This window comes from Pseudomonas sp. NPDC087598 (assembly GCF_044743525.1).
Lineage (GTDB): Bacteria > Pseudomonadota > Gammaproteobacteria > Pseudomonadales > Pseudomonadaceae > Aquipseudomonas.
The window spans coordinates 27679-50680 of sequence record NZ_JBIUWQ010000011.1; the positions used below are offsets into that span (position 1 = coordinate 27679).

Here is a 23002-nt window from a genome sequence, read left to right on the forward strand (position 1 = left end):
TCAGCACTGCGCCCATGCAGCGACCGGACTGACCAACAGGCTGACCCCGGCCAGTGCCAACGCCAGACGCGGGCGATACGGCAGCAACAACACCAGCGCCAGTGCGCTGAGCATCAGTACCGCGAACCAATCGACCAGTCCGAAACTCCAGCCGTTGCTCGACACCGCTGCTGACAATGACAAGGCCAGCAACAGCCACCCGCCGAGTTTCAACCCCTGACGGCGGCGCGCCGAGGATTTATAACCGAGCAACTCGTCATGGTGCCGAGGCATCGACAGGCACAGTGCGGTGAAACCGGCGTAGCAAAGCAACAGGGCCAACAGCATCAATTCGCTCCCTGCTCTAGCGTGACCGGCCGAGCCGTTTCGCGACGTGGTTTTTTCACGCCGACGGCGTTACCGGCGCGCTGCATTTTCCATGCGGCCCACGCCAGGAACAGCCCTGAACCGAGACAGGTCAGATCGAACCCGGCCAGCACCCAGTCACCTTGCGCAAGCGTTACGGCGAGATTCCACGGAGTGGTCAGCGCATTGATCAGCGGCACGGCGATAAACAGCAACGCCCCCAGCCCAAGCTGTTCAACCCAGGCTTTACGGCCGGGACGCAACAGCGCATGCACAACGCTCAAGCCCCAGGCGCTAAAGAACGCATTCACTTCCCAATCGGCGCGGCTCGCCAGCTCCACCGGCAACAGCCGATTGGCCAGGAAAAACACCGCCACCGCCGACACCAGTCCGGCCATGCTGGCAATGTTCAGCACTTCCACCAGCCGCAGTTCGAACGGCATCACACTGCTCTTGGCGTGTTTGAGCTGACGCTTGCCGAGCCAGATCACCAGCCCGGTGCCGATCATGGCCGTGCCGGCCAGACCACAAATGAAATACAGCCAGCGCAGCACCGGCCCGGCGAAATGGCCCATGTGCAGACCGTAGAAAGTGCCGCCCACCGCCATCGCCACAGGCTGATCCGGTGTGCTGCCGAGCATCTGCCCGCTGACGCCATTGAAGGTTACCGCGCTGCCGAAATCGTGAACCACACGATCACCGGCGCGGGACAGCACCACCGAGGCATTTTCATCGCCCGGACTGTTCACAGAGAGCCGCTTGGTGTTGCCGCCCGACCACTGCTCACTGGCCTTGGCCAACAGCGGCGCCATCGGCGCCAAAGGTGCAGAAATGCCGGCCCGCTCCGGCGTCTTCGAGGCGGGGAAAACCTCATCGTAGAACGCCCGCACATTCCCGTCGTAGGACGCCAGAATGCTCGCCGGCATGACCATCGACATGAAGATCACCAGACTGCTGTAGGTGATCATCAAATGAAACGGCAGCACCAGCACGCCCACGGCGTTATGCCCGTCGAGCCAGGAACGCTGGCCCTTGCGCGGGCGGAAGGTGAAGAAGTCCTTGAAGATTTTCTTGTGGGTGATGATCCCGGTGATCAGCGCAACGAACATCACCATCGCGGCGATCGTCGCCAGCCAGCGCCCCCACGGATAAGGCATTTGCAGCTGGAAGTGGAAGCGATAGAAGAACTCGCCGCCCAGGCTTTCGCGGCCCTGCACTTCGGCACCGGTTTGCGCGTCGAGAGTCTTCGATTCAAAACGGCCACGCTCGCCGGGTTTCGCCGGCGCTGACTGCCAGCGCACGGTCAGGCCGGGGTCGCGGGCATCGGGCAAGTCGATCAGCCAGCGCGAAGCACCGGCGGCGTGCTGCTGCAGATAGTCCTGCGCCAGGGAAAGGCTCGCCTCGCTATTGATCGGCCGCGCGGGAATTTCCGGGCGCATCCAGTGACTGGTCTCGTCATTGAAATAGGCCAGGGTGCCGGTCAGAAAAATCGCGAACAGCAGCCAGCCAAATACCAGTCCGACCCAGGTGTGCAGCCAGGCCATGGCCTGGCGGAAACCCTCTTTCATGCGTAACCCAGCCCACGGGCCGCGCCGGAGATGGTCGCCAGAATCACGCTCGGCACCAGCAAACCGACCCATGCCGACCACGCCGTGCGACAGGCAAAACACCACAGCACGGCGACCAGATAAACCAGGAAGGAAACGGTCATGCCAGTCACCACGGCTTCGGCGCGGTTCAACGGCAGCCACATTGTCAGGGTGACACTGGCCAGCGCGGCAACCAGATAGCTGCCAAATACCGCCGCCAGCACCCGTGAGGTGACAGCCAGACGATAGGACATGGGAAGTGTGGCGAGTTTGGCTTTCATGTTTCGACCCTGAAACGAAAATCGTCCGGCCGAGAAGCCGAACCAACAGGCGAGCAATATTAATGATAAATATTCTCATACGCAAAAGCATCTGATTGCCGGACACCGTGCTCGCGCCCTACAATGCGAACCATTCTTGTTCTCTAACGCATGTTTTCTCCGCATATCGTTGCGCCCGGAGTCATACCGTTGCCGTCCGCCCATCCCGTCGAATCGCTTTATCAAGCCCACCACAGCTGGCTGACCGGCTGGTTGCGGCGCAAACTCGGCTGCCCGGACAGCGCCGCGGACCTGGCGCAGGACACCTTCATCAAGGTGCTGACCGCCCGCGAACCGCCGGTGATCATCGAACCTCGCGCCTTTCTCACCACGCTCGCCAAGCGCGTTTTGTTCAATCACTACCGCCGTCAGGATCTCGAACGCGCCTACCTCGACACCCTCGCGCAGATGCCGGAAATGCTCGCGCCATCGGAAGAAGACAAAGCGATCATCCTGCAAACCCTGATGGAGCTCGATCAGTTGCTCGACGGTTTGCCGCGCCTGGTCAAACGCGCCTTTTTGCTGGCGCAGGTCGATGGCCTGACTTATTCGCAGATCGCCATCGAACTGGGCATTTCCGTCGCGACAGTCAAACGTCATCTGAACAAAGCGGCGATGCGCTGCTATTTCGCCCTATGAACCGCGTCGCGGATTTTTCTGCGCAAGTGGCCGAACAAGCCGTGCACTGGCTGATGGAAATGCAGCAAGGCGCGCTGTCGCCGCGCCAACAATTGGCCTGGCAACAATGGCTGGATGCGCACAGTGAACATCGGCGGGCGTGGGAACACATTCAGCGGGTCAACCAGCGCTTGCGCGGTGTGGCCTCGCCGCTGGCACACGCGGCATTGAATGCGCCGAAGTCCGGCAGTCGGCGTCAGGCGCTGAAATTACTGCTGATTCTCGGCGCCGGCTCAGCGGCTACCTGGGGCATGCGCGAACACAATCCGCTGCCGTCGCTGCTCGCCGACTACCGCAGCCCGATGGGTCAACGACGCAAGATTGCGTTGGGCGAAGGCAGTCAGTTGCAACTCAATACTGCCAGTGCGGTGGATGTCGATGGCGCGCAACGTCTGATCCGCTTGCTCGAAGGCGAGATCCTCCTGACCGCATCGCAATCGTTCGAAGTGCGGACTGCACACGGCACTCTAAGAACCCGGGACGCTCGCCTCAACGTGCGTCAGTTTGCTGATCGCACGCAGGTCGCCTTGTTCGAAGGACGGGCCGAACTGACAGCCAACGGACGCGCACCGCTGCTGCTGCCGGTCGCCCGTCAACTGAGTTTCACCTCCACGGTTGTCAGCGACACTCAACCGCTGGACGCCAACAGCGGCGCCTGGGCCGAGGGCATGTTGGTCGCGGCGCATATGCGTCTGGGTGACTTTCTCGATGAGCTGGGCCGCTACCGTCGCGGCCAACTCAGCTGCGACAAGAAGGTGGCCGACTTGCTGATCTCCGGGACTTATCCACTGGACGACAGCGAGCGGATTCTGGATCTGCTGGAAATCAGCTTGCCGGTGAAAGTGAAGCGCTTTACCCGTTATTGGGTAACCGTCGAAGCGCGGGTTTAACAGCAAAGGCTGCGATCTTTTGATCTTCAAAAAATAAATGAGCCGTTTTTCAGATCTGGCGTGACAGAGAAGGAAAGCCCCCTTGATTCAACCTTCTCAGGATCCGCCACCATGCACCCCACCCGCCTCACGCCACTGGCTCGCACCCTGCGCAACCTTGTCCTCGGCGCCAGCCTGAGTTTCGGCGCCCTGCCCACGGCAATGGCCGCCGACGCCAAGGCGTATCACATCGCGCCATCGTCGCTGGAAAACGCCCTTAACCAGTTTGGCCGTGAAGCCGGGGTGCTGATTTCGTTCGGCTCGCAGGTCACCAGTGGCGTACAAAGCCGTGGCCTGGAAGGCAACTACACCACTGAACAAGGTCTGGAGGCATTGCTCGAGGGCACCGGCCTGCAAGCGCGCGCCGAGGGCAACAATGCTTTCAGCCTGCAACCGGCGGGTGATACCGCGCTGGAGCTGGACACCTCGAAAGTCGTTGGCGACTGGCTCGGCGATGCGCAGCAAATCAATGTCTTCGAACACCCCGGCGCTCGCGATGTGATCCGTCGTGAAGAATTCGAACGCCAGGGCGCTATACAGGCGCGTGATGTGCTCAACCGCATTCCCGGCGTCAACGCCCCGGAAAACAATGGCACCGGCAGCCACGACATGGCGCTGAATTTCGGTATTCGCGGCCTCAACCCGCGCCTGGCGGCACGCTCGACTGTTCTGATGGACGGCATCCCGGTGCCGTTCGCACCGTACGGTCAGCCGCAACTTTCTTTCGCGCCGATCAGCATGGGCAACATGGATGCCGTGGACGTCGTGCGTGGCGGCGGCGCCGTGCGTTATGGCCCGCAGAACGTCGGCGGCGTGGTCAACTTCGTGACCCGGGCGATTCCCGACGAACCAACGGTCAAGGGCGGCTTCCAGACGGAAACCAGTCCGTCGTCCAGTCATGACGGCTTCAAGACCAGCGCCAATCTACTCGCCGGTGGCACCAACGAGAACGGGCTGGGTGGCGCGCTGCTGTATTCCGGTACCCGTGGCGGTGACTGGCGTGAACACAGCGACACCGAAATCGATGACCTGATCCTCAAGGGCAAATACCAGCTCGACGAGGCCAACAGCTTCAACGCCATGGCCCAGTATTACGAAGGCAAGGCGGACATGCCCGGCGGCCTGAATGTTGCCGATTACAATGCCGATCCGTATCAGTCCACGCGTCCGAAAGATCAGTTCTGGGGCCGTCGCACGATGTTCAACTTCGGCTATCGCTACCAGGAAGATCGCCGCGAATTCACCGCCAATACCTTCTTCACCAAAACCCTGCGCAGCGGTTATCTGGACCAGGGCACGTTCCTCTCACTGTCGCCGCGTGAATATTGGGTTCGCGGACTGGAAACCCGTTTCGCCCAAGGCTTCGACCTCGGCCCGACCAGCCATGAAGTCGGCGTCGGCTATCGCTACATCAACGAGGCCGGCCACGAGTTGCGCTATCGCACACCGATCGCCAGCAATGAATACCCGACCACCAATAGCCGCAACGACCGCGATACACGTGGCGGCACCGAAGCCAATGCGTTCTTCGTCGACGACCGCATCGACATCGGCAAATGGACGATCACCCCGGGCGTGCGCTACGAAATGATCGAGTCGCAGCAGACCAACAACCTGACCAACGTCAAATACAAGGGTGACTACAACACCGCACTGCCGGCGCTGAACGTGCTTTATCACCTGACCGACAGCTGGAATCTGTACGCCAACACCGAAGGCTCGTTCGGCAGCGTGCAATACAGCCAGATGCCCAACCGCGTGAGCAGCGGCGAAGTGAAACCGGAGAAGGCCCGCACCTGGGAACTCGGCACTCGCTACGACAACGGCGCGTTGCGTGCAGAGATCGGCGCGTTCCTGATCAACTTCGACAATCAGTACGAAAGCAACCAGACCAACGATTCGGTGATCGCCCGTGGCGAAACCCGTCATCAAGGCATCGAAACCAGCGTCAATTACGCTCTCGATGATTTGAGCCCGGCGCTGGCCGGTTTCGATGTCTACGCCTCTTACGCCTACGTCGACGCGACCATCCGTGAAGACGGGCCGAACAAAGGCAACCGCGTGCCGTTTTCTTCTAAGCACAAAGGCACCCTTGGCGTCGGCTACACCGAAGGGCCATGGAAGCTGAATCTGGACAGCAGCTTCCAGAGCGACCAGTTCGCCGACAATGCCAACACCTCGAAGGAAAGCGCGGACGGCAGTACCGGCAAGATCCCCGGCTACATGCTGTTCAGCAGCCGCGCCGGGTATGACTTCGGCCCGCAGTTATCGGATCTGAACGTCGCGGTGGGAGTGAAGAACATCTTCAACACGCAATACTTCACGCGCTCGTTCGATGACAACAACAAGGGCAAATATGTGGGTGAGCCGCGAACGGTTTATGTGCAGACCTCGGTAGCATTCTGATTCAGCCAGCCAACTGCCCTCTCCCACATTGGAATGCCTTCCAACCTGTGGGAGCGGGCTTGCTCGCGAAGAGGCCTGCCCAGTCAGGCCTGCCATCACTGCCCCTCTCTCACTCGGGACTTGGCCCAAGTGTCGATTGCAGATTCTCGGCAACCAGTCGGCCTTTGACCTGTTGCTCGTAGTCGTATGCACAGGCGATCAGTTCGCGCTCGCTCCACAGACGACCGACAAATATCAACGAGAACGGCTGGCCCTGTGGATAAACGCCACTGGGAACAACCACGCCCGGAATCCCGGCAATATTGATCACAGAGGCGGTCGTCGCGTCCATGAAGCCTTCATACACATCACCCAATGGCTCAAGCATTTGCGGAAACACCATCGCGTCCAGATTATTTTCATCCATGACCCGATTGAAAATGCGCAGATAGTTTTCCCGAAGATTGGCAAATCCGGAAAGATCCGGCGCAACCGTCGGTGTCTTGTAAGAGCCGGCGAGCACGGGTAACTGGGTCGTATAGTATTCAAGCGGCCCTTGCGCCTCGAACAGATTGACGCCAATCCGGGCCTGTAATTGCTCAAGCGAATGAACCTGCGCACTGTCCCCAAGGTTCTTCAGGTAAAGATCCAGATCATAGGCATGAGCATCGGAGCCGCGAGCGTCATAGTCACCACCAGCCGGTGCCATTTCAACTAATCCGGAACCGGCAAAAGGGTCGTCGATCAGAATGGCGCCCAATGCTTCAAGCTGTTTTACCGCCTTGTGGTACTGCTGTTTTGTTGCGTTAGGCAACGTCGAGAAAGACCCACTCCAGCCCGCGCCAAACAAGCCGATGCGTTTGCCCTTGAGGGCTCCCGTTTGCAAGCCGGATGAGTAACCTTGCTGAGGAATGTTGCCAAACGACGCCGTGGTTTTAGGATCGTCCAGCGTATAGCCCGCCAAGACGTCCAACGTCATTGCCGCATCCCGAACATTACGGGCGATCGGTCCCACCACATCACGTGTCGATCCCGCCTGTGGAACGACTCCGGAGTTTGGAATGAGACCAAATGTGGGTTTGATACCCACCAGGCTCTGCGCACCGGCGGGATTCTGGATGGAGCCGCCGGTTTCCTCTGCCAGCCCCACCACGGCAAAGTTGGCCGCGACAGCCGTCGCAGTGCCAGCGGACGAGCCACCCGGCGACCAGGAGCGATTGAGGGCGTTGTAAGTCACCCCGGCCCAACTGTCGTTGGCGTTGGCTGGGTTTCCAGAAAAAACCGGCACGTTGGTCTTGCCCAAAATGATCGCGCCGGCCGCCCGCAGACGCTGGACGACAGCAGCATCACGCTCAGGTATGAGGTCCATACCTCCAGCCTTTGATGAAAGGGGAGCGTAGCCCGCCGTAGAGGCAAACCCGGCCATGTCCATGGTGTCCTTCACGACCACCGGAATGCCCGCCATTGGCTCTAGCTGTTCTCCTGCTCGGCGTCGGTGATCAATTTCGCGAGCCTCATTCAGTGCCTTCGAGTTCATCGCAGTAAAGGCGTTGTAGTAAGGGTTGTATTGATCAATACGAGACAGAAAGGCTCGTGTCAGTTGCTCGGATGTATAACGTCCTTGTGCAAAGTCTTTATTGATTTGAGAAATAGTCAGTTCCCTGACATCGACTTCGTTGCCGTGAGCATAACTTGCGCACATCCCAAGTACCGACGTGGCAAACATCGCAAGTAAAATCCTGCGCGGGCTCCCAGTAGCATATTCCATTACAGCCTTCCTTGATCCGTACAACTTGTTAATTCAGATATTCAGCCCTCTTGTTTAAAACGTCTCGCCGCAGGAAAAATCAAAGACAACACTGTAAGCGTTTTAATACAAAGACCCGGATCACTCTCTGCCCGAGCCTATAAGCTGACTTTAACTAACATTAAAAACCACCATAAAAAAAACGGGCCTGCATTTGCAGGCCCGCTTTTATAGGGTGGCTTGGACTATCAGCGCATCAACTGTTGATCGCTGCCTGTTCATTCTCGTCAAACTCTTCCGCCAACAGTTTGTCATTGGCTTTGCCGGTGAATGGCACCACAGCGGCACGTGGTTTACCTCGCAGTTTGCCGAAAAGGTGCTCCAGTGCGTGCTCGAGTTTTTCGGCTGCACCGTCGATCGCCTGTTCCAGCGAATCGGCCTTGTGGGTCACGGAAATCGGTTGATGGCCTTTTGGCCGCGCTTCCAGTTGGCAGCGCATGTCATGGGGACCTGGTTTGTCACCGTTCTCGTCGCTCAGATGGACTTCGACACGGGTCAGGTCTTCTTCATAACGGTCGAGCGTGCTCTCAATGGTGGTGCGTACCCACTCCTCCAGTCGTTTACTGCCTTGAACATGGTTGTCGCTATTGACTTGGATTTGCATAGTTCATCCCTTATTTCAGCTAGCTCGCGAGAGGCCTTGAATTGAATTTCCTGACCTCTTGGTTACAACAATCGGCCCGACTGACGAACATTTCAACCCCTGAAAAAAGATAAATATTCATTCGCAAAAAAAGCCGGACAACCGAGCAAAGCACTGGTAAGGTCGGGAGTTGGGTCGCCTCGCAACCCTGCAAAATTTGCTCACAATTGCCCGTCATTCAACGGGTGCAAACTGCGAAAAATCCCCGCCTCTTCCACCAGCCAGTCATGCACCGCACGCACGCCCGGATGGCTCAGCGCGCCCGGCGCATAGAGCAACACGTAGCGTTTGTGGTTGGGCACTGACAGGCCGAACGGCACAATCAACGTGCCCCGCTCCAGCTCATCGTTGAGCAATGTGCGCCGCGCAATCGCTACGCCCATGCCGGCAATCGCCGCTTCGATGGTCAGGTGATTGCGATTGAAGGTATGCCCGCGCCGCACGTCGGCACCTTCGAAGCCGATGGCGTTGAGATAGAACTCCCACTCTGCGTATTCGTAACTGCCACGCCAGGCGGTGATGTCGTGCAGCAACGGAAAATGACCCAGATCCGCCGGCCCGTGCAGCGGTGGCCGTCCGCGCAACAGGCTCGGCGCGCACACCGGGAAAATCTGCTCATCGAGCAAGGCTGTGGATAACAGCCCCGGGTAACTGCCGTCGTTGAGATCGATCGCCAAGTCAAAGTCGCCCTCGTGCAACGGCACGCTGCTGTCCTCGGCCACCAGTCGCAACTGGATGTCCGGATAGCGCTGTTGCAAACGCGGCAAGCGCGGTGTCAGCCACTTGCTGAGGAACGACGGAATCGAACGCACGCGCAAGATCCCGCTGATCATTCCGGCATCGAGCCGACGCAATTCCGCATCGATGCTGCCATACGCTTCATTGACCGTAATCGCCAACCGCTGGCCTTCCGCGCTCAGCTCCACACCGCGTGCGCGTCGATGAAACAGGCGAAAGCCGAGGCGCTCCTCCAATTGGCGAATTTGCTGACTGACCGCCCCCGGGGTGATGTGCAGTTCTTCTGCGCAACGGGTGAACGACAGGTGCCGCGCGGCACAGGAAAACACCTGCAGCCAGACGTAGGTCTGGGCATGCAATTGACGACTCATCGTTTAGTCCTGCTAAAGGCTTACTTAGGAAGTTTCGTTAGTCACGTTGAAGCGAGGTAGGCAGTATCGCCGACATTGCGCTTGTCCTACAAAAAATGGCGGCGATTCCTACTCCATTGCTTGTAAGGCTTTAGCATGGCTATCAGTGTTTTCGATTTATTCAAGGTCGGTATCGGTCCGTCCAGCTCCCACACCGTCGGCCCGATGCGCGCCGCCGCGACCTTCGCCCAAGCGTTGATCGACCAGCATTTGCTGCTCGACGTGAAGCGTGTGGAAATCCGCTTGTACGGTTCGCTGTCAGCCACGGGCGTCGGCCACGCCACTGACCGGGCCACGGTCATGGGACTGATGGGCGAATGGCCCGACAGCATCGATCCGTCGACCATCGATCCGCGAATTCAGCAACTGCGCGAAACCGGCCTGCTTTCTCTGGCCGGGCAAAGAGAAATTGCCTTCAACTGGCAACGCGATCTCCTGCTGCTGGACGAAAGCCTGCCCTACCACCCCAACGCCATGTCGCTGACAGCCTTTGGCGAATCGGCCGAGCTGTTCACGCAAACGTACTACTCGGTCGGCGGCGGTTTCATCATTGAAGCGGCGGAAGCCGAGTCTGGCGTATCCCCGGCCGGCGATGTGGCGTTGCCCTACGATTTCTCCAGCGCCGCCGAGTTGCTGTCGCTGTGCAAGCGGCACAATCTGCGCGTATCCGAACTGATGATGGCCAATGAGCGGGCCTGGCGCAGCGACGATGAAATCCGTACAGGTTTGCTGCACATCTGGTCGGTGATGCGCGAGTGTGTCGAACAAGGTTTGCTTCACGAAGGCATTCTGCCCGGCGGTCTGAATGTGCCGCGTCGCGCGGCGAAACTGCACCGCAGCCTGCTGGAAATCGGCAAACCGAATGTCATCAGCTCGACGCTGTCGGCGATGGAATGGGTCAACCTGTTCGCCCTCGCCGTCAACGAAGAGAACGCCGCTGGCGGGCGTATGGTCACTGCGCCGACCAACGGCGCGGCCGGGATCATTCCGGCGGTTCTGCACTACTACATGAAATTCAACCCGGACGCGTCTGACGATGACGTCATCGCCTTCTTCATGGGCGCGGCGGCGGTCGGCATTCTGTGTAAGAAAAATGCCTCGATCTCCGGCGCCGAAGTCGGCTGCCAGGGTGAGGTCGGTTCGGCGTGCGCCATGGCCGCTGCAGGCCTGGCCGAAGTACTGGGCGCCACCCCGGAGCAATTGGAAAACGCCGCCGAAATCGGTCTGGAACATAACCTCGGCCTGACCTGCGACCCGGTCGGCGGACTTGTGCAAGTGCCGTGCATCGAGCGCAACGCCATCGCCGCAGTGAAGGCGATCAACGCCACGCAAATGGCCCTTCGCGGCGACGGCAACCACTTCATTTCCCTCGACCGGGTGATCCGCACCATGCGCGATACCGGCGCCGACATGCACGACAAATACAAAGAGACTTCACGGGGCGGCCTGGCGGTGAGCTGGGTGGAGTGCTGAGGAGCACTCCCTGACCGTCCGCAACACGTGAGCCCGAGCAAAAATAATAACGAGGCGATACCGATGACCGATGTACGTACACCTGCTGCCGAAAATCCCGCTGTAGACCTCACAGGCAAAACAGAAACCGCCCACAAGGGCTGGAGCAAATTCGACACCACCTGGATGCTTGGCCTGTACGGCACCGCCATCGGTGCCGGCACCTTGTTCCTGCCAATCAATGCTGGCGTCGGTGGTTTCTGGCCGCTACTGATTCTCGCCGTACTGGCGTTCCCGATGACGTTTTTTGCCCACCGGGGCCTGACCCGATTCGTCCTGTCCGGGCGTTCGGGGGACATCACCGAAGTGGTCGAAGAACACTTTGGCATCGGTGCCGGCAAACTGATCACGCTGTTGTATTTCTTCGCGATCTTCCCGATCCTGCTGGTGTACAGCGTGGCGCTGACCAACACCTTGAGCAGCTTCCTCGAACACCAGTTGCACATCGCCCCGCCACCCCGGGCGATCCTATCGCTGGCGTTGATTCTGGGTCTGATGGCCATCGTGCGCTGCGGCCAGAGCGTCATCGTCAAAGCCATGAGCGTGTTGGTTTACCCGTTCGTCGCCGCGTTGCTGTTGCTCGCCATCAGCCTGATCCCGAACTGGAACGGCGCGTTCTTCGCCAGTGCTCAAGAGGCGATGCCCATGTCAGTGTTCCTCAAGACATTGTGGCTGGCGATCCCGGTGATGGTGTTCTCGTTCAACCATTCGCCGATCATCTCGGCGTTCGCGGTTGACCAGAAGCAGCGCTACGGCGCGCAGGCCGAGCGCAAGAGCAGCGGCATCCTCGCCATGGCCCACGGCATGATGGTGGTGACGGTGATGTTCTTCTGTTTCAGCTGCGTACTGGCGCTGTCGCCGGCGGATCTTGCGGCAGCCAAGGCGCAGAATATTTCGATCCTGTCGTACCTGGCCAACCACTTCCAGACCCCGGTCATCGCTTACGCCGCGCCATTGATTGCACTGGTGGCGATCACCAAATCCTTCCTCGGCCACTACATCGGCGCCAGCGAAGGCTTCCAGGGCATGATCGTGAAAAGCCTGCGCAGTCGCGGCCGCGTGATGTCGGCAAGCTGGCTCAATCGCGCCACCGCGCTGTTCATGATCCTCAGTTGCTGGGCTGTGGCGACATTCAACCCAAGCATCCTCGGCATGATCGAAAACCTCGGCGGCCCAGTGATTGCCTGCCTGCTGTTCCTGATGCCGATGTACGCAATCCGCCGCGTGCCGGCCTTGCGCCAGTATTCGGGCCAGGCCTCCAACGTGTTTGTCGTGCTGATCGGCCTGATTGCACTGTCAGCGATCATCTTCTCGGTCGTGCCCTGAAACAGCCCGTAAATGAACAAGGCGAACCATAGGCTCGCCTTGTTTTTGTCCGGTTTTGTTGTTCGACAATTTTCCCGGCATGTCCCTTGCTATACCCCTGTAGGAGCTGTCGCAGACTGCGATCTTTTGACCTTCATGACCGAAATCAAAACACTGCAGATCAAAAGATCGTCCGAACGCGGCCCGAACCTGCGGCAGCCCCTACATGAAGCAACGATACAGACCACGGAATGGCCGATGATCCGGTTTGGCGAACCAACCCGATCACGGCCGGTCAACAACTGCACGTTCAATCAGGCGGTGACGCATCATGGACAATCCTTTTCAGATCATTACCGATGCCTTTGCGCCGGACTATCAGATCAACCTGAGCATTCAGGGCCTGGACGGCAGCATCATGCTGACCCTGTCCAACAGCGGCCGCATCGTTGCCAAACGGATGATCAGCGCCGAACAGCGCAATGACCCCAAACGCCTCAAGCTGCTGGTGCAGAGCATTCAATTCGGCATCGCCATCGAACAGGGCCACAGTGCCATGGCGATTCTTGAAGCGATGACCAGCGGCGACGGGCTCACCCCGCCACCGCCGCAGCTCAAAGGTCAGCCACGGCAAGTGGCCGGGCTTTAGAGTTCACCCTTTTCGACCTCGGGATGCTCACCGGACCCCGTACCAATCTTGCGTTGCGGGTGTTCGATCTTCACCGAAGGAAATTGCGACGAGGCGTAACGCACCACCATGATCGATAGCGCGAATCCCGTCTATTCTAATGGATTGCGTAGACAAGAGCTTCGTGAAATATTTGATCATAAAATTTTTAACTCTTTATATTTATTGATATTTTTCAAGTTTTCCGCATCTCGCGCTATGCGCTATGCGCATTTAGCTTCCATAGACAGCTTGATAGCTCTTAGCTACCATAAATAGAAAACTTAGGCACCGCCTATTTCGACAATCTAGAGAAAACAAATACAAGGAAGTCATCGTGAGCAAAAATACAAAGCCGTCTCAATCACATGACAAAATAGACAATCTCGAACAAATAATTCTATTTGCACACGGCAGAGACATTAACGAAGCTGAAACTCGACACAAAATAATCGACTTTATTCTTCACGACTTCCTGAGCTGGCCAAAAAACCGAGTATGCGTAGAAGAGTATATATCTCCTGGCTTCGCAGATTACGTTCTAAAAAAAACAAACAGTGACGATCTACTTTTTATAGAAGCTAAGCGGGCTGGAGTATTCTTCAACTTACCCATCGCATCGTCAACAACTGAAAAATCGTGTTTCATCGGAATAAAAAAATTAATCACAGACCAAAATATAAAATCCGCAATGGAGCAAGTTCGAACATACTGCTTTGACACCGGCTGCGAATATGCTTGCATCACTAACGGTATAGAGTGGATTTTTTTTAAGACCTTTGAAAAAGGGAAACGCTGGGAAACCTTACAAGCATTCGTGATTCGCTCGCTGGATTTTTTTAAACTTGAATACACCAAAGCAATAAATAATTTTTCCTTTACTGCGATCACTGAGAACTCCTCTCTCCCTATATTATTAAGCAGCGCCCCCCCCCTAAAGACCGCACCATATATTTCCCCAAAGAAAAAATACCATCTTATTCACACACCATTACAGCAAATAGACTAGCTTCAAAATTAAGACCCATAATAAATCGATATTTTGGTGTAATTAAAGATGATGACACAGAGTTCATGGAAAGGTGCTACGTATCACAACGTGAATATCAAGGCACCTCAGATGGAATGCGATCCCTTATTCACGATTCGCTATCGCCCTACTTTAGCTCATATGGCGTTCAACAATTAGATGACACCGGCAAAGGTGGGCGACTAGGCGGGCGACTTACAAAAAATATAAAAGAACAAAGAAAAGGCGAGGTGTTGGTTTTATTCGGAGGAAAAGGTGCTGGCAAATCGACCTTTATCAAGCGCCTTCTTCACCACAATGCACCCAGATGGCTTCGTGAGCACTCAGCGATTGCTATCATTGACTTACTGAAGACACCAGAAGACGTAGAAGTAATTAGGCTTGCTATCTGGAAAAACTTAGTCGAAAAATTAGATCACGACAAAATATTAGATTCAGAACGCAACACATTAATCAGCGAACTATTCAGCGACAAATTCGAAATAGCAAAAAAGCAGGATCTGGCAGGACTGACCGCATCGTCGGAAAGTTACAACATCAAGTTAAACTCATTAGTTTCTAACTGGAAAGCTGATCTGCCTTACTGCGCAGAAAGACTAGTTAATAGACTGGCTACCAAAGGAAAGGGAGCAATAATCGTAATTGACAACACAGACCAATACTCAACAACAGTGCAAGATTTCTGTTTTTCATCAGCTCAAGAAATCTCTGAACGTTTGCAAAGCATTGTGCTAATTTCAATGCGTGAAGAGCGCTTTTATGATTCAAAGATCCATGGCGTCTTAGATGCTTTCCAAAATTCGGGATTTCACATTAGCTCGCCAAAACCTGCGGAAGTTTTCAAAAAAAGGCTAGATTACACTGTTTCAATACTTATCGATGAGCGCAAAATAAGCTCTGAGAGCATCGAAGACTACAATTTAGACTTCACTCGCGACAGCTCGAAATACCTTCGAATCTTAAGTCGAGAGTTCTCAAACGAACAATCCCCATTAAACCAATTCCTGACTGCTTGCGCACATGGGGATATCCGTCTTTCGTTAGATTTGTTTAGAAGCTTTTTACTCTCTGGATATACAAATGTCGAGGAAATGATTTCAAACGGCAGCTGGATATTCAAGATACACCAAGTAATAAAACCGGTAATGATACCAAATCGTTATTTTTACGACGAAACTGTTAGCGACATACCCAACATTTATCAAATTCGTTCCATTCGACATGGCTCTCACTTCACAGGACTTCGAATCCTTCGAAAAATCTCCAAGGGCATTGACCCAAGCGCACCGCAATATGTTTCAGCGGCAGAACTAAAAGCATACTTCGCCGAAACATTTGGAATGCTTGATGACTTCAAACAAAATCTCGACACTCTTCTAAGGCACGGTTTTGTCGAGTCAAACAATCGACTCGACTCTTACTCAGAATCGGTTGACAGCGTTAAAATCACTAGCTACGGGCTATACATGCTAAACGAATTAGCATATTACTTTACATATCTAGACTTGGTGTGTACTGACTGCGGAATTTACGATGAAACCGTAAGCAACTACCTAACAGAAGCCGCTCGAAAGGAATACGGTCACTTTATAAAAGGTGAGCGCATGGAAAGAGTTGGAGTAAGACTGGAAAGGGTTGAAGAGTTCCTAAAGTACATTGAAAATGAAGAAAATAGAGAGCGCGAAACACATTCACTTGGAATGCCCAAGGAGGAAATGTTTACATTTAAAGCATCAGAAAGTTTTAGGGAAGAAAAAAAGCGGGTATTGAAAAGTGCAAAGCGCCAGAGCTTCAAACAGCATTAATCAATCACTATATTAAAACAAAGGCCAACAGCCATATTTTTTGAAAAAATACGACGGGGTCAACCCGTCGTAATGCACAAAAACAATCAGAGTTCGCCCTTTTCGACCTCGGGATGCTCACCGGACCCCGTACCAATCTTGCGTTGCGGGTGTTCGATCTTCACCGAAGGAAATTGCGACGAGGCGTAACGCACCACCAGGATCGACAACGCCAGCAGCAGAATCCCGCCGCACAGGTAGATGATGCCCATGTCCGGCGGGTTGTGGTGCGAGACGTTGGAGATCAGCAAACGCGTCAACGCAGTGATCGCCACGTAGATCAGGAAGCGCACCGGCATGTGGTTGGTCTTGAAATAAATCCCGACCATCGCGCCCAGTTCCAGATAGATGAACAGCAACAGAATGTCATCGATCTTGATGTGGCCTTCCTCGAGCATCCCGAGAAACTCCATCACCGCCGCCCACGCCGTCACCGCACCGATGGCGAACAACGCCAGATAGTGGAAGGTCTCGACGAACAGGTTGCCCAGGGACTCGGCCAGTTGATGCACGTTTTGCCGCAGTTTCTCGGCCCAGTTGATTTTCACGATGAAGTTCCTTAGCCCGATCAGAGCGGATGATGCGTGGTGGACGTGACGGTTTTTCTGCACGCTTACAGTTTCATGCAGAAAAGAGGCCACGCCATCATGGCGAGCCGCCGCAAAACACGCGCCGTGGCGTTTGGTCGCACCGCGCGCATCAATGTTCGGCGAGGCTGACAAACCTCAAATCCGGTCTACATTGAAAAGCCGCTACCCAAAGCGCAGGGATTCGCTTATCCTTTTCGCTGTATATAGATACAGTGGTCGCAAAGACAACTAAATGTGAAGGCATGTGAGGTGGTGAATGGCCGTCGAAGTGGTATACCGCAGCAGCCGAGATCTGGAGCGCTTGTTCATGGATAAAGCCGAAGCTGACCGTCATGACAAAATGCTCGAACTGGCCGAGATGCTGTCTGAAGTGTTGCAAAAAGCCGTGCCGTCGCTGAACGAGCAGCAGGTTGAAGAAGTCGGCATCTACATGGCGAAGAATCGCGATGTGTTTGCCAAGGCGTTCAAGAGCCAGCCTGATGCGCTGTCGGAGCTGATCAATGCGCCGGCAGAGGCAGAGGCAGTGGCTGACGTTGCTGATGCGGCGGAACCGGCTGAAGCGCCGGTCAAACCTGCAAAAGCGGCGAAAGCAGCCAAGTAACACCGTTCAAATCGGAAAGATCGCAGCCGCCGAACGCTGCGATCTTTTGCTTTTCAGCGATATAAAACCCGCTCGGCCAACTCATCCGCCACCCGCGCCGGCGAACGCTTCTCTGCCTGCGCATGGGCAAATACTTCGGTCAGCCGTGAACTGATTTTCGAAAGATGCGCGGTTATCGTGGTCAATTCCTCGCCGCGATGTTTCAGCGAGACATAAATCAGTCCCCCGGCATTGATCACATAGTCCGGCGCATAAAGAATGCCGCGCCGCTCCAGTTGATCAGCGACATCCAGATGCGTCAGCTGATTATTCGCCGACCCGGCCACCGCCGAGCAACGCAGTTGCGTGACCGTGTGACTGTTGAGCACCCCACCCAATCCACACGGCGCGAGAATGTCACACGGTGTGCTGAGCAACGCATCGTTGGCGATCGGGTGCGCATTGAGCTGTTCCATCGCCAGTTGCACCTTGCCGTGGTCGATGTCGCTGACCAGCAATTCGGCTCCGGCCGCATGTAATTGCTCGGCCAGCGCGTAACCGACATTTCCCAGACCCTGGATCGCCACGCGCAAGCCTTCCAGATTGTCGCTGCCCAACCGTGCCATCGCCGTGGCGCGAATCCCGGTGAACACGCCCATGGCCGCATGCGGCGCAGGATCCCCCGCCGAGGTGGTGCTGGTGACGTGCTGGGTTTGCTGGGCAATGCAATCCATGTCCGCTACCGACGTGCCGCTGTCGATGGCGGTGATGTAGCGGCCATCGAGCTGATCGATGCAACGGCCGAAGGCTTCGAACAGCGCGCCACGATTTTCCACATGCACCGGACGCACGATCACTGCAACGCCACCGCCCTGCGGCAAGCCGGCCAGCGCGGCTTTGTAGCTCATGCCCTGAGCGAGGCGAATCGCGTCTTCGACCGCCGATTCATCATTGGGATAGGCAAGATAACGACATCCGCCCAGGGCTGGCCCGAGACGACTGTTATGGATGGCAATGACCGCCTTCAACCCGGTAACCGGGTCAACGCTAAGGTGCAGCGATTCCAGGCGAGTGCTTTGCATGAGCGCAAACATCGTTGGGCTCCCGAATCACTTCTTGTAGAACGCCAGTATAGGCTTGCGCCTGAAAATTGCTGGAGCGCACCGGAATAAGCGCAGCCGCTGACAAGCGCTTTGCGGCATAACCCAAGACGCGCATAACCACGCACTGGACGAATGGCGCGGACGGGGCTAAAACGAGGCATTCCCCGGAGATTGTGATGAGTCCGCGCCAACGTTTTTTCGAGTGTCTACACCGTTCGCCGCCCGCGCTGTTCGAAGCCGCGCTGTGGATGGCCGCCGAGCACGAAAAAGCCCTCGATCCAGAAGCGCTGCTGCAAGCGTTCAAGGAGTTGCAACAACGGGTCAGCTACGGCTTGCCGATGCTGCCCGTCAGCGAGTTGGCGCAGCCGTTATTGCGGCGCATGACCGATCTGGGTTTTGCCCAGGATGACTTTTTGCCGCTACGTCCGCAGGCAGCTCTGCTGCATAAAGTGTTGCAGACCAAGCGCGGTCAGCCATTGACGTTGGCGCTGATTGCCCTGGAACTGGCACGCGCTCTGGAAATTCCGCTGGTTGGAGTCAACTTCCCCGGGCATTTCCTGCTGCGAGTGCCCGGAGCCGATCACTTGCTTGACCCTTGCGGTGGTCGACGCCTGTATCCCAATGACTGTCGCGAATTGCTGCAACGCCAGTACGGGCCGAACATGAAGCTCAACGCCGAGCATTTGCTGACGGCGACGCCGGTGCAGATGCTTCAGCGCCTGTCGCGCAACTTGCGACAGCTGCACCTGACCCACGATGACTTCATCGCCGCGCTGATCGACGCCGAGCGCGTGCTCGAACTGGGCAATGCCGGCGTTGCTGATTACCTTGCCCGCGCCAGTCTGTATCAACGGCTCGACTGCCCGAACGCCGAGCGTTTCGATCTGGAGCACGCGCTGTTGCTCAGTGACGATCCGATCCAGCGCTTGCGCCTGACCGAGCGCCTCGGCCACCTCCCGCCGAGTTCTGTTGTCCATTAACAGCAAAAGATCGCAGCCTGCGGCAGCTCCTACAGGTTTCACGCGAATCCCAATGTAGGAGCTGCCGCAGGCTGCGATCTTTTGATCTTCAGGATTTTATAGATTCCCCAACCGGTGTAACCGCAGTGACATCCAGAGGCGAACGCACCTGAATGATCAACAACGCCGCAATCACCGCCGGGATCGCGCAGAAGAAGAAAATCTGCTCGACCGGAATGTGCATCGCCAACAACAGACTGCCAAACAGCGGCCCGAGAATCGAACCGAATCGCCCCACACCCAGCGCCCAGCCAGTCCCGGTCGCACGAACGTGCGCGGGGTAGAAATTACTCGCGAACGCATTCAGCGTCAGCTGTCCGCCGATGATGCAGAACCCTGCGGCAAACACGCAGGCCACCAGATAACGCGGATTGTCGTGATTGAACCCAAGCAGAATCGTGCACAGCGCCGCGCCCGCCAGTACGCCGGACAGCAGGCGCACTTTGTGCTTCAAGCGATCGGCGAACCAGGCCATGCAGATCGCACCCAACGTACCGGCGAACAGGAACATCGACGTCACCAGATTGGCCTCGTTGAGTTTCAGGCCACTTTCCAGCAGCAGCGACGGCAGCCAACTGATCATGAAATACAGCAGAATCAGGCTGACAAAAAACGTCGCCCAGATCAGCAATGTCGGCCGTGCGTAACCGTTGCGGAACAACTCGACCACTGTCAGTTTGCTGCCTTGCTCGCGCTCGTTTTGCTCGATAGACGCGGCCGGTGGTTGCCAGTCCGGCAGCATCTGCGCGGTGACTTTACGCAGGCGCGTATACGGCGGTGCGTCACGCAGCAGACGCGGTAGCGACTCGGGAAGCATCCACCAGAGAAACGGAAACAGCAGCAACGGCGTCACGCCACCCGCTAGAAACACTGTCTGCCAGCCGAACTGGTCGATGAACCCGGCCGCAACAAACCCACCCGCCGCGCCGCCAAACGAGAAGCCGCACGCGGCCAGCGTCACCATCAATGTACGCAGGCGCGGTGGAGAGTATTCCGACATCAACGCCATGGCGCTGGGCATCGCGCCGCCCATGCCGATCCCGCAAATGAAGCGCGCAATCATCAGCGTATTCAGCGAGTCGGCGAACACCATCAGCACGGTGAGGGTGGCGTAGATCAGTACGCAGGCCAGCAGAATCCGGCGCACGCCGAAACGGTCGGCCAGAGGAGTGACAGCGAGGGAGCCGAGGGTAAGACCGAGCAAGTTGGCACTGAACACCGGGCCGAACGCAGATTTCTCCAGGCCCCAATCCTGCGCCAGCGCCGGCACCACATAACCGAGCACCTGGGCGTCGTAACCGTCGGTGACCAGCAACAAGGCGAGCAGGATCAAGAGCAACCACTGATATCGGGACACAGGACGGGCGTCGAGTGCCGCCCGGAAGCTGGCAATCTGGTTGTGCATCGCAAGGTACCTGTTTTGTTTTTATGATTTTTGGTGTGGTTCAACGCCGAACCGTGTGGGAGCGAGCCTGCTCGCGAAGGCGGTGTCAGCTAAATGAATGGTGGCTGACACTCAGTCTTCGCGAGCAGGCTCGCTCCCACAGGGGAATTACGGGGTGTCAGGTTGATTCGCGGGGTGCGCCTTGATGAACGCCGGATGTTCCGCGGCCAATGCCGCAACCCGGCGGATTCGCGGGTAAGCCTCCAGCGAAACATTGAACCGCTCGGCCGCATACAACTGCGGGATCAGGTAGACATCAGCCACGCACGGCCACTCGCCGAAACAGAAACCACTGTCGCCGATCAACTGCTCCACCGTGGCCAGGCCTTGGCCGATCCAGTGACTGATCCACTCCACCACCTGCGGCTCTTCGTGCCCCAACTGACGCAAGCGATTGAGCACGCTGACGTTGTGCAGCGGATGCACATCGCAGCCGATCACTGCCGCCACGCCACGCACATGGGCGCGCGCGGCGAAGTCCTGCGGCAACAACGGCACCTGTGGATAACGCTCTTCCAGATACTCGATGATCGCCGGCGACTGGATCAGCAATTCGCCTTCATCGGTGCGTAAGGCCGGCACTCGGCCTTGTGGATTGATCGCAAGGTACGCCGCTTGCCGATGCTCGCCACCGGCCGGCGCGATCAGATTGACCGGCAATGCCTGATAGTCGAGGCCCTTGAGCGCCAGCGCGATCCGCACCCGATAAGACGAGGTCGAACGGTAATAGGTATAGAGGTCCATGAGCCGCTCCTGTCAGCGTGCCGCCAATACTATGCCGCGGCACTCGCCGAAGCCGATGGAGGCAAAACCGTCGCGAGCGCAACGGGCGCGCAGGATGATTTCGTCACCGTCCTCAAGGAATTTGCGCACTTCGCCGGACGCCAGTTCGATCGGCTTTTTGCCACCCTCGGTGATTTCCAGCAGGCTGCCGAATTGACCGCTTTCAGGGCCGGACAACGTGCCCGAACCAAACAGGTCACCGGCCTGCAACTGGCAACCGTTGACGCTGTGGTGCGCGACCATTTGCGCAACGGTCCAGTACATGTAGCGGGTGTTGCTCAGGGTCAGGCGATGGGCTGGCAGGTTTTGCTCGCGCATGCGCTCGGTGAGCAGCAACACTTCCAGTTCGATGTCGAACGCACCGCCCTGCTGATCGCGCTTGTCGGACAGATACGGCAGCGGCTGCGGATCACCTTCAGGACGCGCAGGTTGCGCGGTGCGGAAGGGTGCCAGCGCCTCGGCGGTGACGACCCACGGAGAAACGCTGGTGATAAAACTCTTCGACAGGAACGGACCCAGTGGCTGGTATTCCCAGGCCTGGATATCACGGGCCGACCAGTCGTTGAGCAGACAGAAACCGGCGATGTGCTCGGCGGCATCACCGATGGCAATAGACTCGCCCATCTCGTTGCCCTGACCGATCCAGATACCCAGTTCCAGTTCATAGTCCAGTCGCGCGCAGGGGCCGAAAGTCGGCTCTGTCGCACCCGCCGGCAAGGTCTGGCCTTTCGGACGACGCACGTCGGTGCCGGACGCGCGCACGGTGGAGGCGCGGCCGTGATAGCCGATCGGTACGTGTTTATAGTTCGGCAGCAACGGGTTGTCCGGGCGGAACAGTTTGCCGACGTTCTGCGCATGTTCGATACCGACATAGAAGTCGGTGTAATCGCTGATGCGCGCCGGCAGATGCATCTGGCAATCGGCAGCCAGCGGCAGCAATTTAGCGCCTTGAGCTTTGATGTTGCCGCGATGGGTGCTGCCTTCGCTGAACAATTCCAGCAGACGCTCGCGCAAGGCCACCCGCGCTTCGCGGCCGAGTTCGAAGAACGCATTCAACTGGCCGCCGTGCATGGCTTCGACCGCGCTGCGTGCGGCGCCATCGAACAGCCCGGCCTCAAGCGCCACTTGCAGATCGAAGACGTGCTCACCGATGGCAACACCGGCACGCGGCGCCGAACCGTTGATGCTGAACACGCCCAGTGGCAGGTTCTGCAACGGGAAATCAGTGTGGCCGTTGGCCGAGGCAACCCAACTGCGGGTGATCGAATTCTGAGTCATGGG

The 23002-nt window shown here is 57.1% G+C and carries 20 protein-coding genes and 2 pseudogenes; 10 read left to right on the forward strand and 12 right to left on the reverse strand.

The features are described from left to right. Genes ACIOWE_RS08570 through ACIOWE_RS08580 form a run of 3 tightly spaced genes read right to left on the reverse strand, consistent with a single transcriptional unit; the run spans position 1 to position 2215 of the window. Positions 1-327: a DUF3325 domain-containing protein gene (locus tag ACIOWE_RS08570; protein WP_401389833.1), complete on the reverse strand. Its 327-nt coding sequence runs from the start codon at positions 325-327 to the stop codon at positions 1-3. Then, positions 327-1913, reverse strand: a complete 1587-nt coding sequence (locus ACIOWE_RS08575; RefSeq protein WP_401389836.1) for a PepSY-associated TM helix domain-containing protein — start codon at positions 1911-1913, stop codon at positions 327-329. Before ACIOWE_RS08575 ends, ACIOWE_RS08570 begins: the two co-directional genes overlap by 1 nt. Beyond that, complete coding sequence (locus ACIOWE_RS08580) at positions 1910-2215, reverse strand: DUF3649 domain-containing protein (protein WP_401389839.1); 306 nt, start codon at positions 2213-2215, stop codon at positions 1910-1912. The genes ACIOWE_RS08575 and ACIOWE_RS08580 overlap by 4 nt, the downstream gene beginning before the upstream one ends. Before the next feature lie 189 nt (positions 2216-2404). Here ACIOWE_RS08580 and ACIOWE_RS08585 point away from each other — a divergent pair, with 189 nt between their 5' ends. The 3 genes from ACIOWE_RS08585 to fecA all read left to right on the forward strand — a co-directional run bounded on the left by ACIOWE_RS08585 (position 2405) and on the right by fecA (position 6267). Beyond that, complete coding sequence (locus ACIOWE_RS08585; RefSeq protein ID WP_401389842.1) at positions 2405-2893, forward strand: sigma-70 family RNA polymerase sigma factor; 489 nt, start codon at positions 2405-2407, stop codon at positions 2891-2893. After that, on the forward strand, positions 2890-3822 hold the full coding sequence (locus ACIOWE_RS08590; RefSeq protein WP_401389845.1) for a FecR domain-containing protein: 933 nt from the start codon (positions 2890-2892) through the stop codon (positions 3820-3822). Before ACIOWE_RS08585 ends, ACIOWE_RS08590 begins: the two co-directional genes overlap by 4 nt. 111 nt (positions 3823-3933) lie before the next feature. Then, a complete protein-coding gene (gene fecA / locus ACIOWE_RS08595; RefSeq protein WP_401389848.1) occupies positions 3934-6267 on the forward strand; it encodes a TonB-dependent Fe(3+) dicitrate receptor FecA in 2334 nt (777 codons plus the stop codon). 109 nt (positions 6268-6376) lie between these two features. On the opposite strand, the gene ACIOWE_RS08600 is transcribed toward fecA, so the two are convergent. The 3 genes from ACIOWE_RS08600 to ACIOWE_RS08610 all read right to left on the reverse strand — a co-directional run bounded on the left by ACIOWE_RS08600 (position 6377) and on the right by ACIOWE_RS08610 (position 9805). Beyond that, positions 6377-8014 carry an amidase gene (locus ACIOWE_RS08600; RefSeq protein WP_401389851.1) on the reverse strand — a complete coding sequence of 546 codons (1638 nt, stop codon included), beginning with the start codon at positions 8012-8014 and terminating at the stop codon, positions 6377-6379. Between the two features lie 235 nt (positions 8015-8249). Continuing rightward, positions 8250-8657, reverse strand: coding sequence for an HPF/RaiA family ribosome-associated protein (locus ACIOWE_RS08605; protein WP_053117239.1), 408 nt, complete (start codon positions 8655-8657; stop codon positions 8250-8252). A 200-nt stretch (positions 8658-8857) separates the two neighbouring features. After that, the gene (locus tag ACIOWE_RS08610; protein WP_401389854.1) at positions 8858-9805 is read right to left on the reverse strand and encodes a LysR substrate-binding domain-containing protein; all 948 of its coding nucleotides are present in this window, start codon (positions 9803-9805) and stop codon (positions 8858-8860) included. A 135-nt stretch (positions 9806-9940) separates the two neighbouring features. Here ACIOWE_RS08610 and ACIOWE_RS08615 point away from each other — a divergent pair, with 135 nt between their 5' ends. The 3 genes from ACIOWE_RS08615 to ACIOWE_RS08625 all read left to right on the forward strand — a co-directional run bounded on the left by ACIOWE_RS08615 (position 9941) and on the right by ACIOWE_RS08625 (position 13310). Next, positions 9941-11317, forward strand: a complete 1377-nt coding sequence (locus ACIOWE_RS08615; protein ID WP_401389856.1) for an L-serine ammonia-lyase — start codon at positions 9941-9943, stop codon at positions 11315-11317. 63 nt (positions 11318-11380) lie between these two features. Continuing rightward, on the forward strand, positions 11381-12682 hold the full coding sequence (locus tag ACIOWE_RS08620) for a serine/threonine transporter (protein WP_401389859.1): 1302 nt from the start codon (positions 11381-11383) through the stop codon (positions 12680-12682). A 310-nt stretch (positions 12683-12992) separates the two neighbouring features. Then, positions 12993-13310 (forward strand): DUF3509 domain-containing protein, encoded by a 318-nt coding sequence (locus ACIOWE_RS08625; RefSeq protein ID WP_401389862.1) that lies wholly within the window; start codon positions 12993-12995, stop codon positions 13308-13310. Here the strand turns inward: ACIOWE_RS08625 and ACIOWE_RS08630 are convergent. Further along, a pseudogene (locus ACIOWE_RS08630) lies at positions 13307-13432 on the reverse strand (phosphate-starvation-inducible protein PsiE); the annotation flags it as partial. The gene ACIOWE_RS08625 and the pseudogene ACIOWE_RS08630 sit on opposite strands and share 4 nt — an antisense overlap. Before the next feature lie 233 nt (positions 13433-13665). Here ACIOWE_RS08630 and ACIOWE_RS08635 point away from each other — a divergent pair. Next, positions 13666-14337: a hypothetical protein gene (locus ACIOWE_RS08635; RefSeq protein WP_401389865.1), complete on the forward strand. Its 672-nt coding sequence runs from the start codon at positions 13666-13668 to the stop codon at positions 14335-14337. 65 nt (positions 14338-14402) lie between these two features. Further along, entirely contained in the window at positions 14403-16163 is a 1761-nt protein-coding gene (locus ACIOWE_RS08640) for a hypothetical protein (protein WP_401389868.1), read from the forward strand. 86 nt (positions 16164-16249) lie between these two features. On the opposite strand, the gene ACIOWE_RS08645 is transcribed toward ACIOWE_RS08640, so the two are convergent. Beyond that, the gene (locus ACIOWE_RS08645; protein ID WP_201235210.1) at positions 16250-16750 is read right to left on the reverse strand and encodes a phosphate-starvation-inducible protein PsiE; all 501 of its coding nucleotides are present in this window, start codon (positions 16748-16750) and stop codon (positions 16250-16252) included. Between the two features lie 298 nt (positions 16751-17048). On the opposite strand from ACIOWE_RS08645, the pseudogene ACIOWE_RS08650 reads away from it, so the two are divergent. After that, a pseudogene (locus ACIOWE_RS08650) lies at positions 17049-17312 on the forward strand (YebG family protein); the annotation flags it as partial. A gap of 134 nt (positions 17313-17446) precedes the next feature. On the opposite strand, the gene ACIOWE_RS08655 reads toward ACIOWE_RS08650, so the two are convergent. Further along, complete coding sequence (locus tag ACIOWE_RS08655; protein ID WP_401389872.1) at positions 17447-18466, reverse strand: Leu/Phe/Val dehydrogenase; 1020 nt, start codon at positions 18464-18466, stop codon at positions 17447-17449. A gap of 185 nt (positions 18467-18651) precedes the next feature. Here ACIOWE_RS08655 and ACIOWE_RS08660 point away from each other — a divergent pair, with 185 nt between their 5' ends. Continuing rightward, positions 18652-19455, forward strand: coding sequence for a SirB1 family protein (locus ACIOWE_RS08660; protein ID WP_401389875.1), 804 nt, complete (start codon positions 18652-18654; stop codon positions 19453-19455). A gap of 88 nt (positions 19456-19543) precedes the next feature. On the opposite strand, the gene ACIOWE_RS08665 is transcribed toward ACIOWE_RS08660, so the two are convergent. The 3 genes from ACIOWE_RS08665 to fahA all read right to left on the reverse strand — a co-directional run bounded on the left by ACIOWE_RS08665 (position 19544) and on the right by fahA (position 22999). After that, positions 19544-20899, reverse strand: coding sequence for an MFS transporter (locus ACIOWE_RS08665; RefSeq protein ID WP_401389878.1), 1356 nt, complete (start codon positions 20897-20899; stop codon positions 19544-19546). Between the two features lie 147 nt (positions 20900-21046). Next, entirely contained in the window at positions 21047-21682 is a 636-nt protein-coding gene (gene maiA, locus ACIOWE_RS08670; protein ID WP_401389881.1) for a maleylacetoacetate isomerase, read from the reverse strand. 12 nt (positions 21683-21694) lie between these two features. Further along, positions 21695-22999 (reverse strand): fumarylacetoacetase, encoded by a 1305-nt coding sequence (gene fahA, locus ACIOWE_RS08675; RefSeq protein WP_401389884.1) that lies wholly within the window; start codon positions 22997-22999, stop codon positions 21695-21697. Positions 23000-23002 lie beyond the last annotated feature (3 nt).

Excerpts from the sequence above, each read along its gene's own strand:
- ACIOWE_RS08615 (WP_401389856.1), top strand. The coding sequence starts at position 9,941 with ATGGCTATCAGTGTTTTCGATTTATTCAAGGTCGGTATCGGTCCGTCC.
- fahA (WP_401389884.1), bottom strand. The coding sequence starts at position 22,999 with ATGACTCAGAATTCGATCACCCGCAGTTGGGTTGCCTCGGCCAACGGC.
- ACIOWE_RS08620 (WP_401389859.1), top strand. The coding sequence starts at position 11,381 with ATGACCGATGTACGTACACCTGCTGCCGAAAATCCCGCTGTAGACCTC.
- maiA (WP_401389881.1), bottom strand. The coding sequence starts at position 21,682 with ATGGACCTCTATACCTATTACCGTTCGACCTCGTCTTATCGGGTGCGG.
- ACIOWE_RS08655 (WP_401389872.1), bottom strand. The coding sequence starts at position 18,466 with ATGTTTGCGCTCATGCAAAGCACTCGCCTGGAATCGCTGCACCTTAGC.
- ACIOWE_RS08600 (WP_401389851.1), bottom strand. The coding sequence starts at position 8,014 with ATGGAATATGCTACTGGGAGCCCGCGCAGGATTTTACTTGCGATGTTT.
- ACIOWE_RS08625 (WP_401389862.1), top strand. The coding sequence starts at position 12,993 with ATGGACAATCCTTTTCAGATCATTACCGATGCCTTTGCGCCGGACTAT.
- ACIOWE_RS08590 (WP_401389845.1), top strand. The coding sequence starts at position 2,890 with ATGAACCGCGTCGCGGATTTTTCTGCGCAAGTGGCCGAACAAGCCGTG.
- ACIOWE_RS08665 (WP_401389878.1), bottom strand. The coding sequence starts at position 20,899 with ATGCACAACCAGATTGCCAGCTTCCGGGCGGCACTCGACGCCCGTCCT.
- fecA (WP_401389848.1), top strand. The coding sequence starts at position 3,934 with ATGCACCCCACCCGCCTCACGCCACTGGCTCGCACCCTGCGCAACCTT.
- ACIOWE_RS08575 (WP_401389836.1), bottom strand. The coding sequence starts at position 1,913 with ATGAAAGAGGGTTTCCGCCAGGCCATGGCCTGGCTGCACACCTGGGTC.
- ACIOWE_RS08610 (WP_401389854.1), bottom strand. The coding sequence starts at position 9,805 with ATGAGTCGTCAATTGCATGCCCAGACCTACGTCTGGCTGCAGGTGTTT.
- ACIOWE_RS08660 (WP_401389875.1), top strand. The coding sequence starts at position 18,652 with ATGAGTCCGCGCCAACGTTTTTTCGAGTGTCTACACCGTTCGCCGCCC.
- ACIOWE_RS08605 (WP_053117239.1), bottom strand. The coding sequence starts at position 8,657 with ATGCAAATCCAAGTCAATAGCGACAACCATGTTCAAGGCAGTAAACGA.
- ACIOWE_RS08640 (WP_401389868.1), top strand. The coding sequence starts at position 14,403 with ATGGAAAGGTGCTACGTATCACAACGTGAATATCAAGGCACCTCAGAT.
- ACIOWE_RS08580 (WP_401389839.1), bottom strand. The coding sequence starts at position 2,215 with ATGAAAGCCAAACTCGCCACACTTCCCATGTCCTATCGTCTGGCTGTC.
- ACIOWE_RS08570 (WP_401389833.1), bottom strand. The coding sequence starts at position 327 with ATGCTGTTGGCCCTGTTGCTTTGCTACGCCGGTTTCACCGCACTGTGC.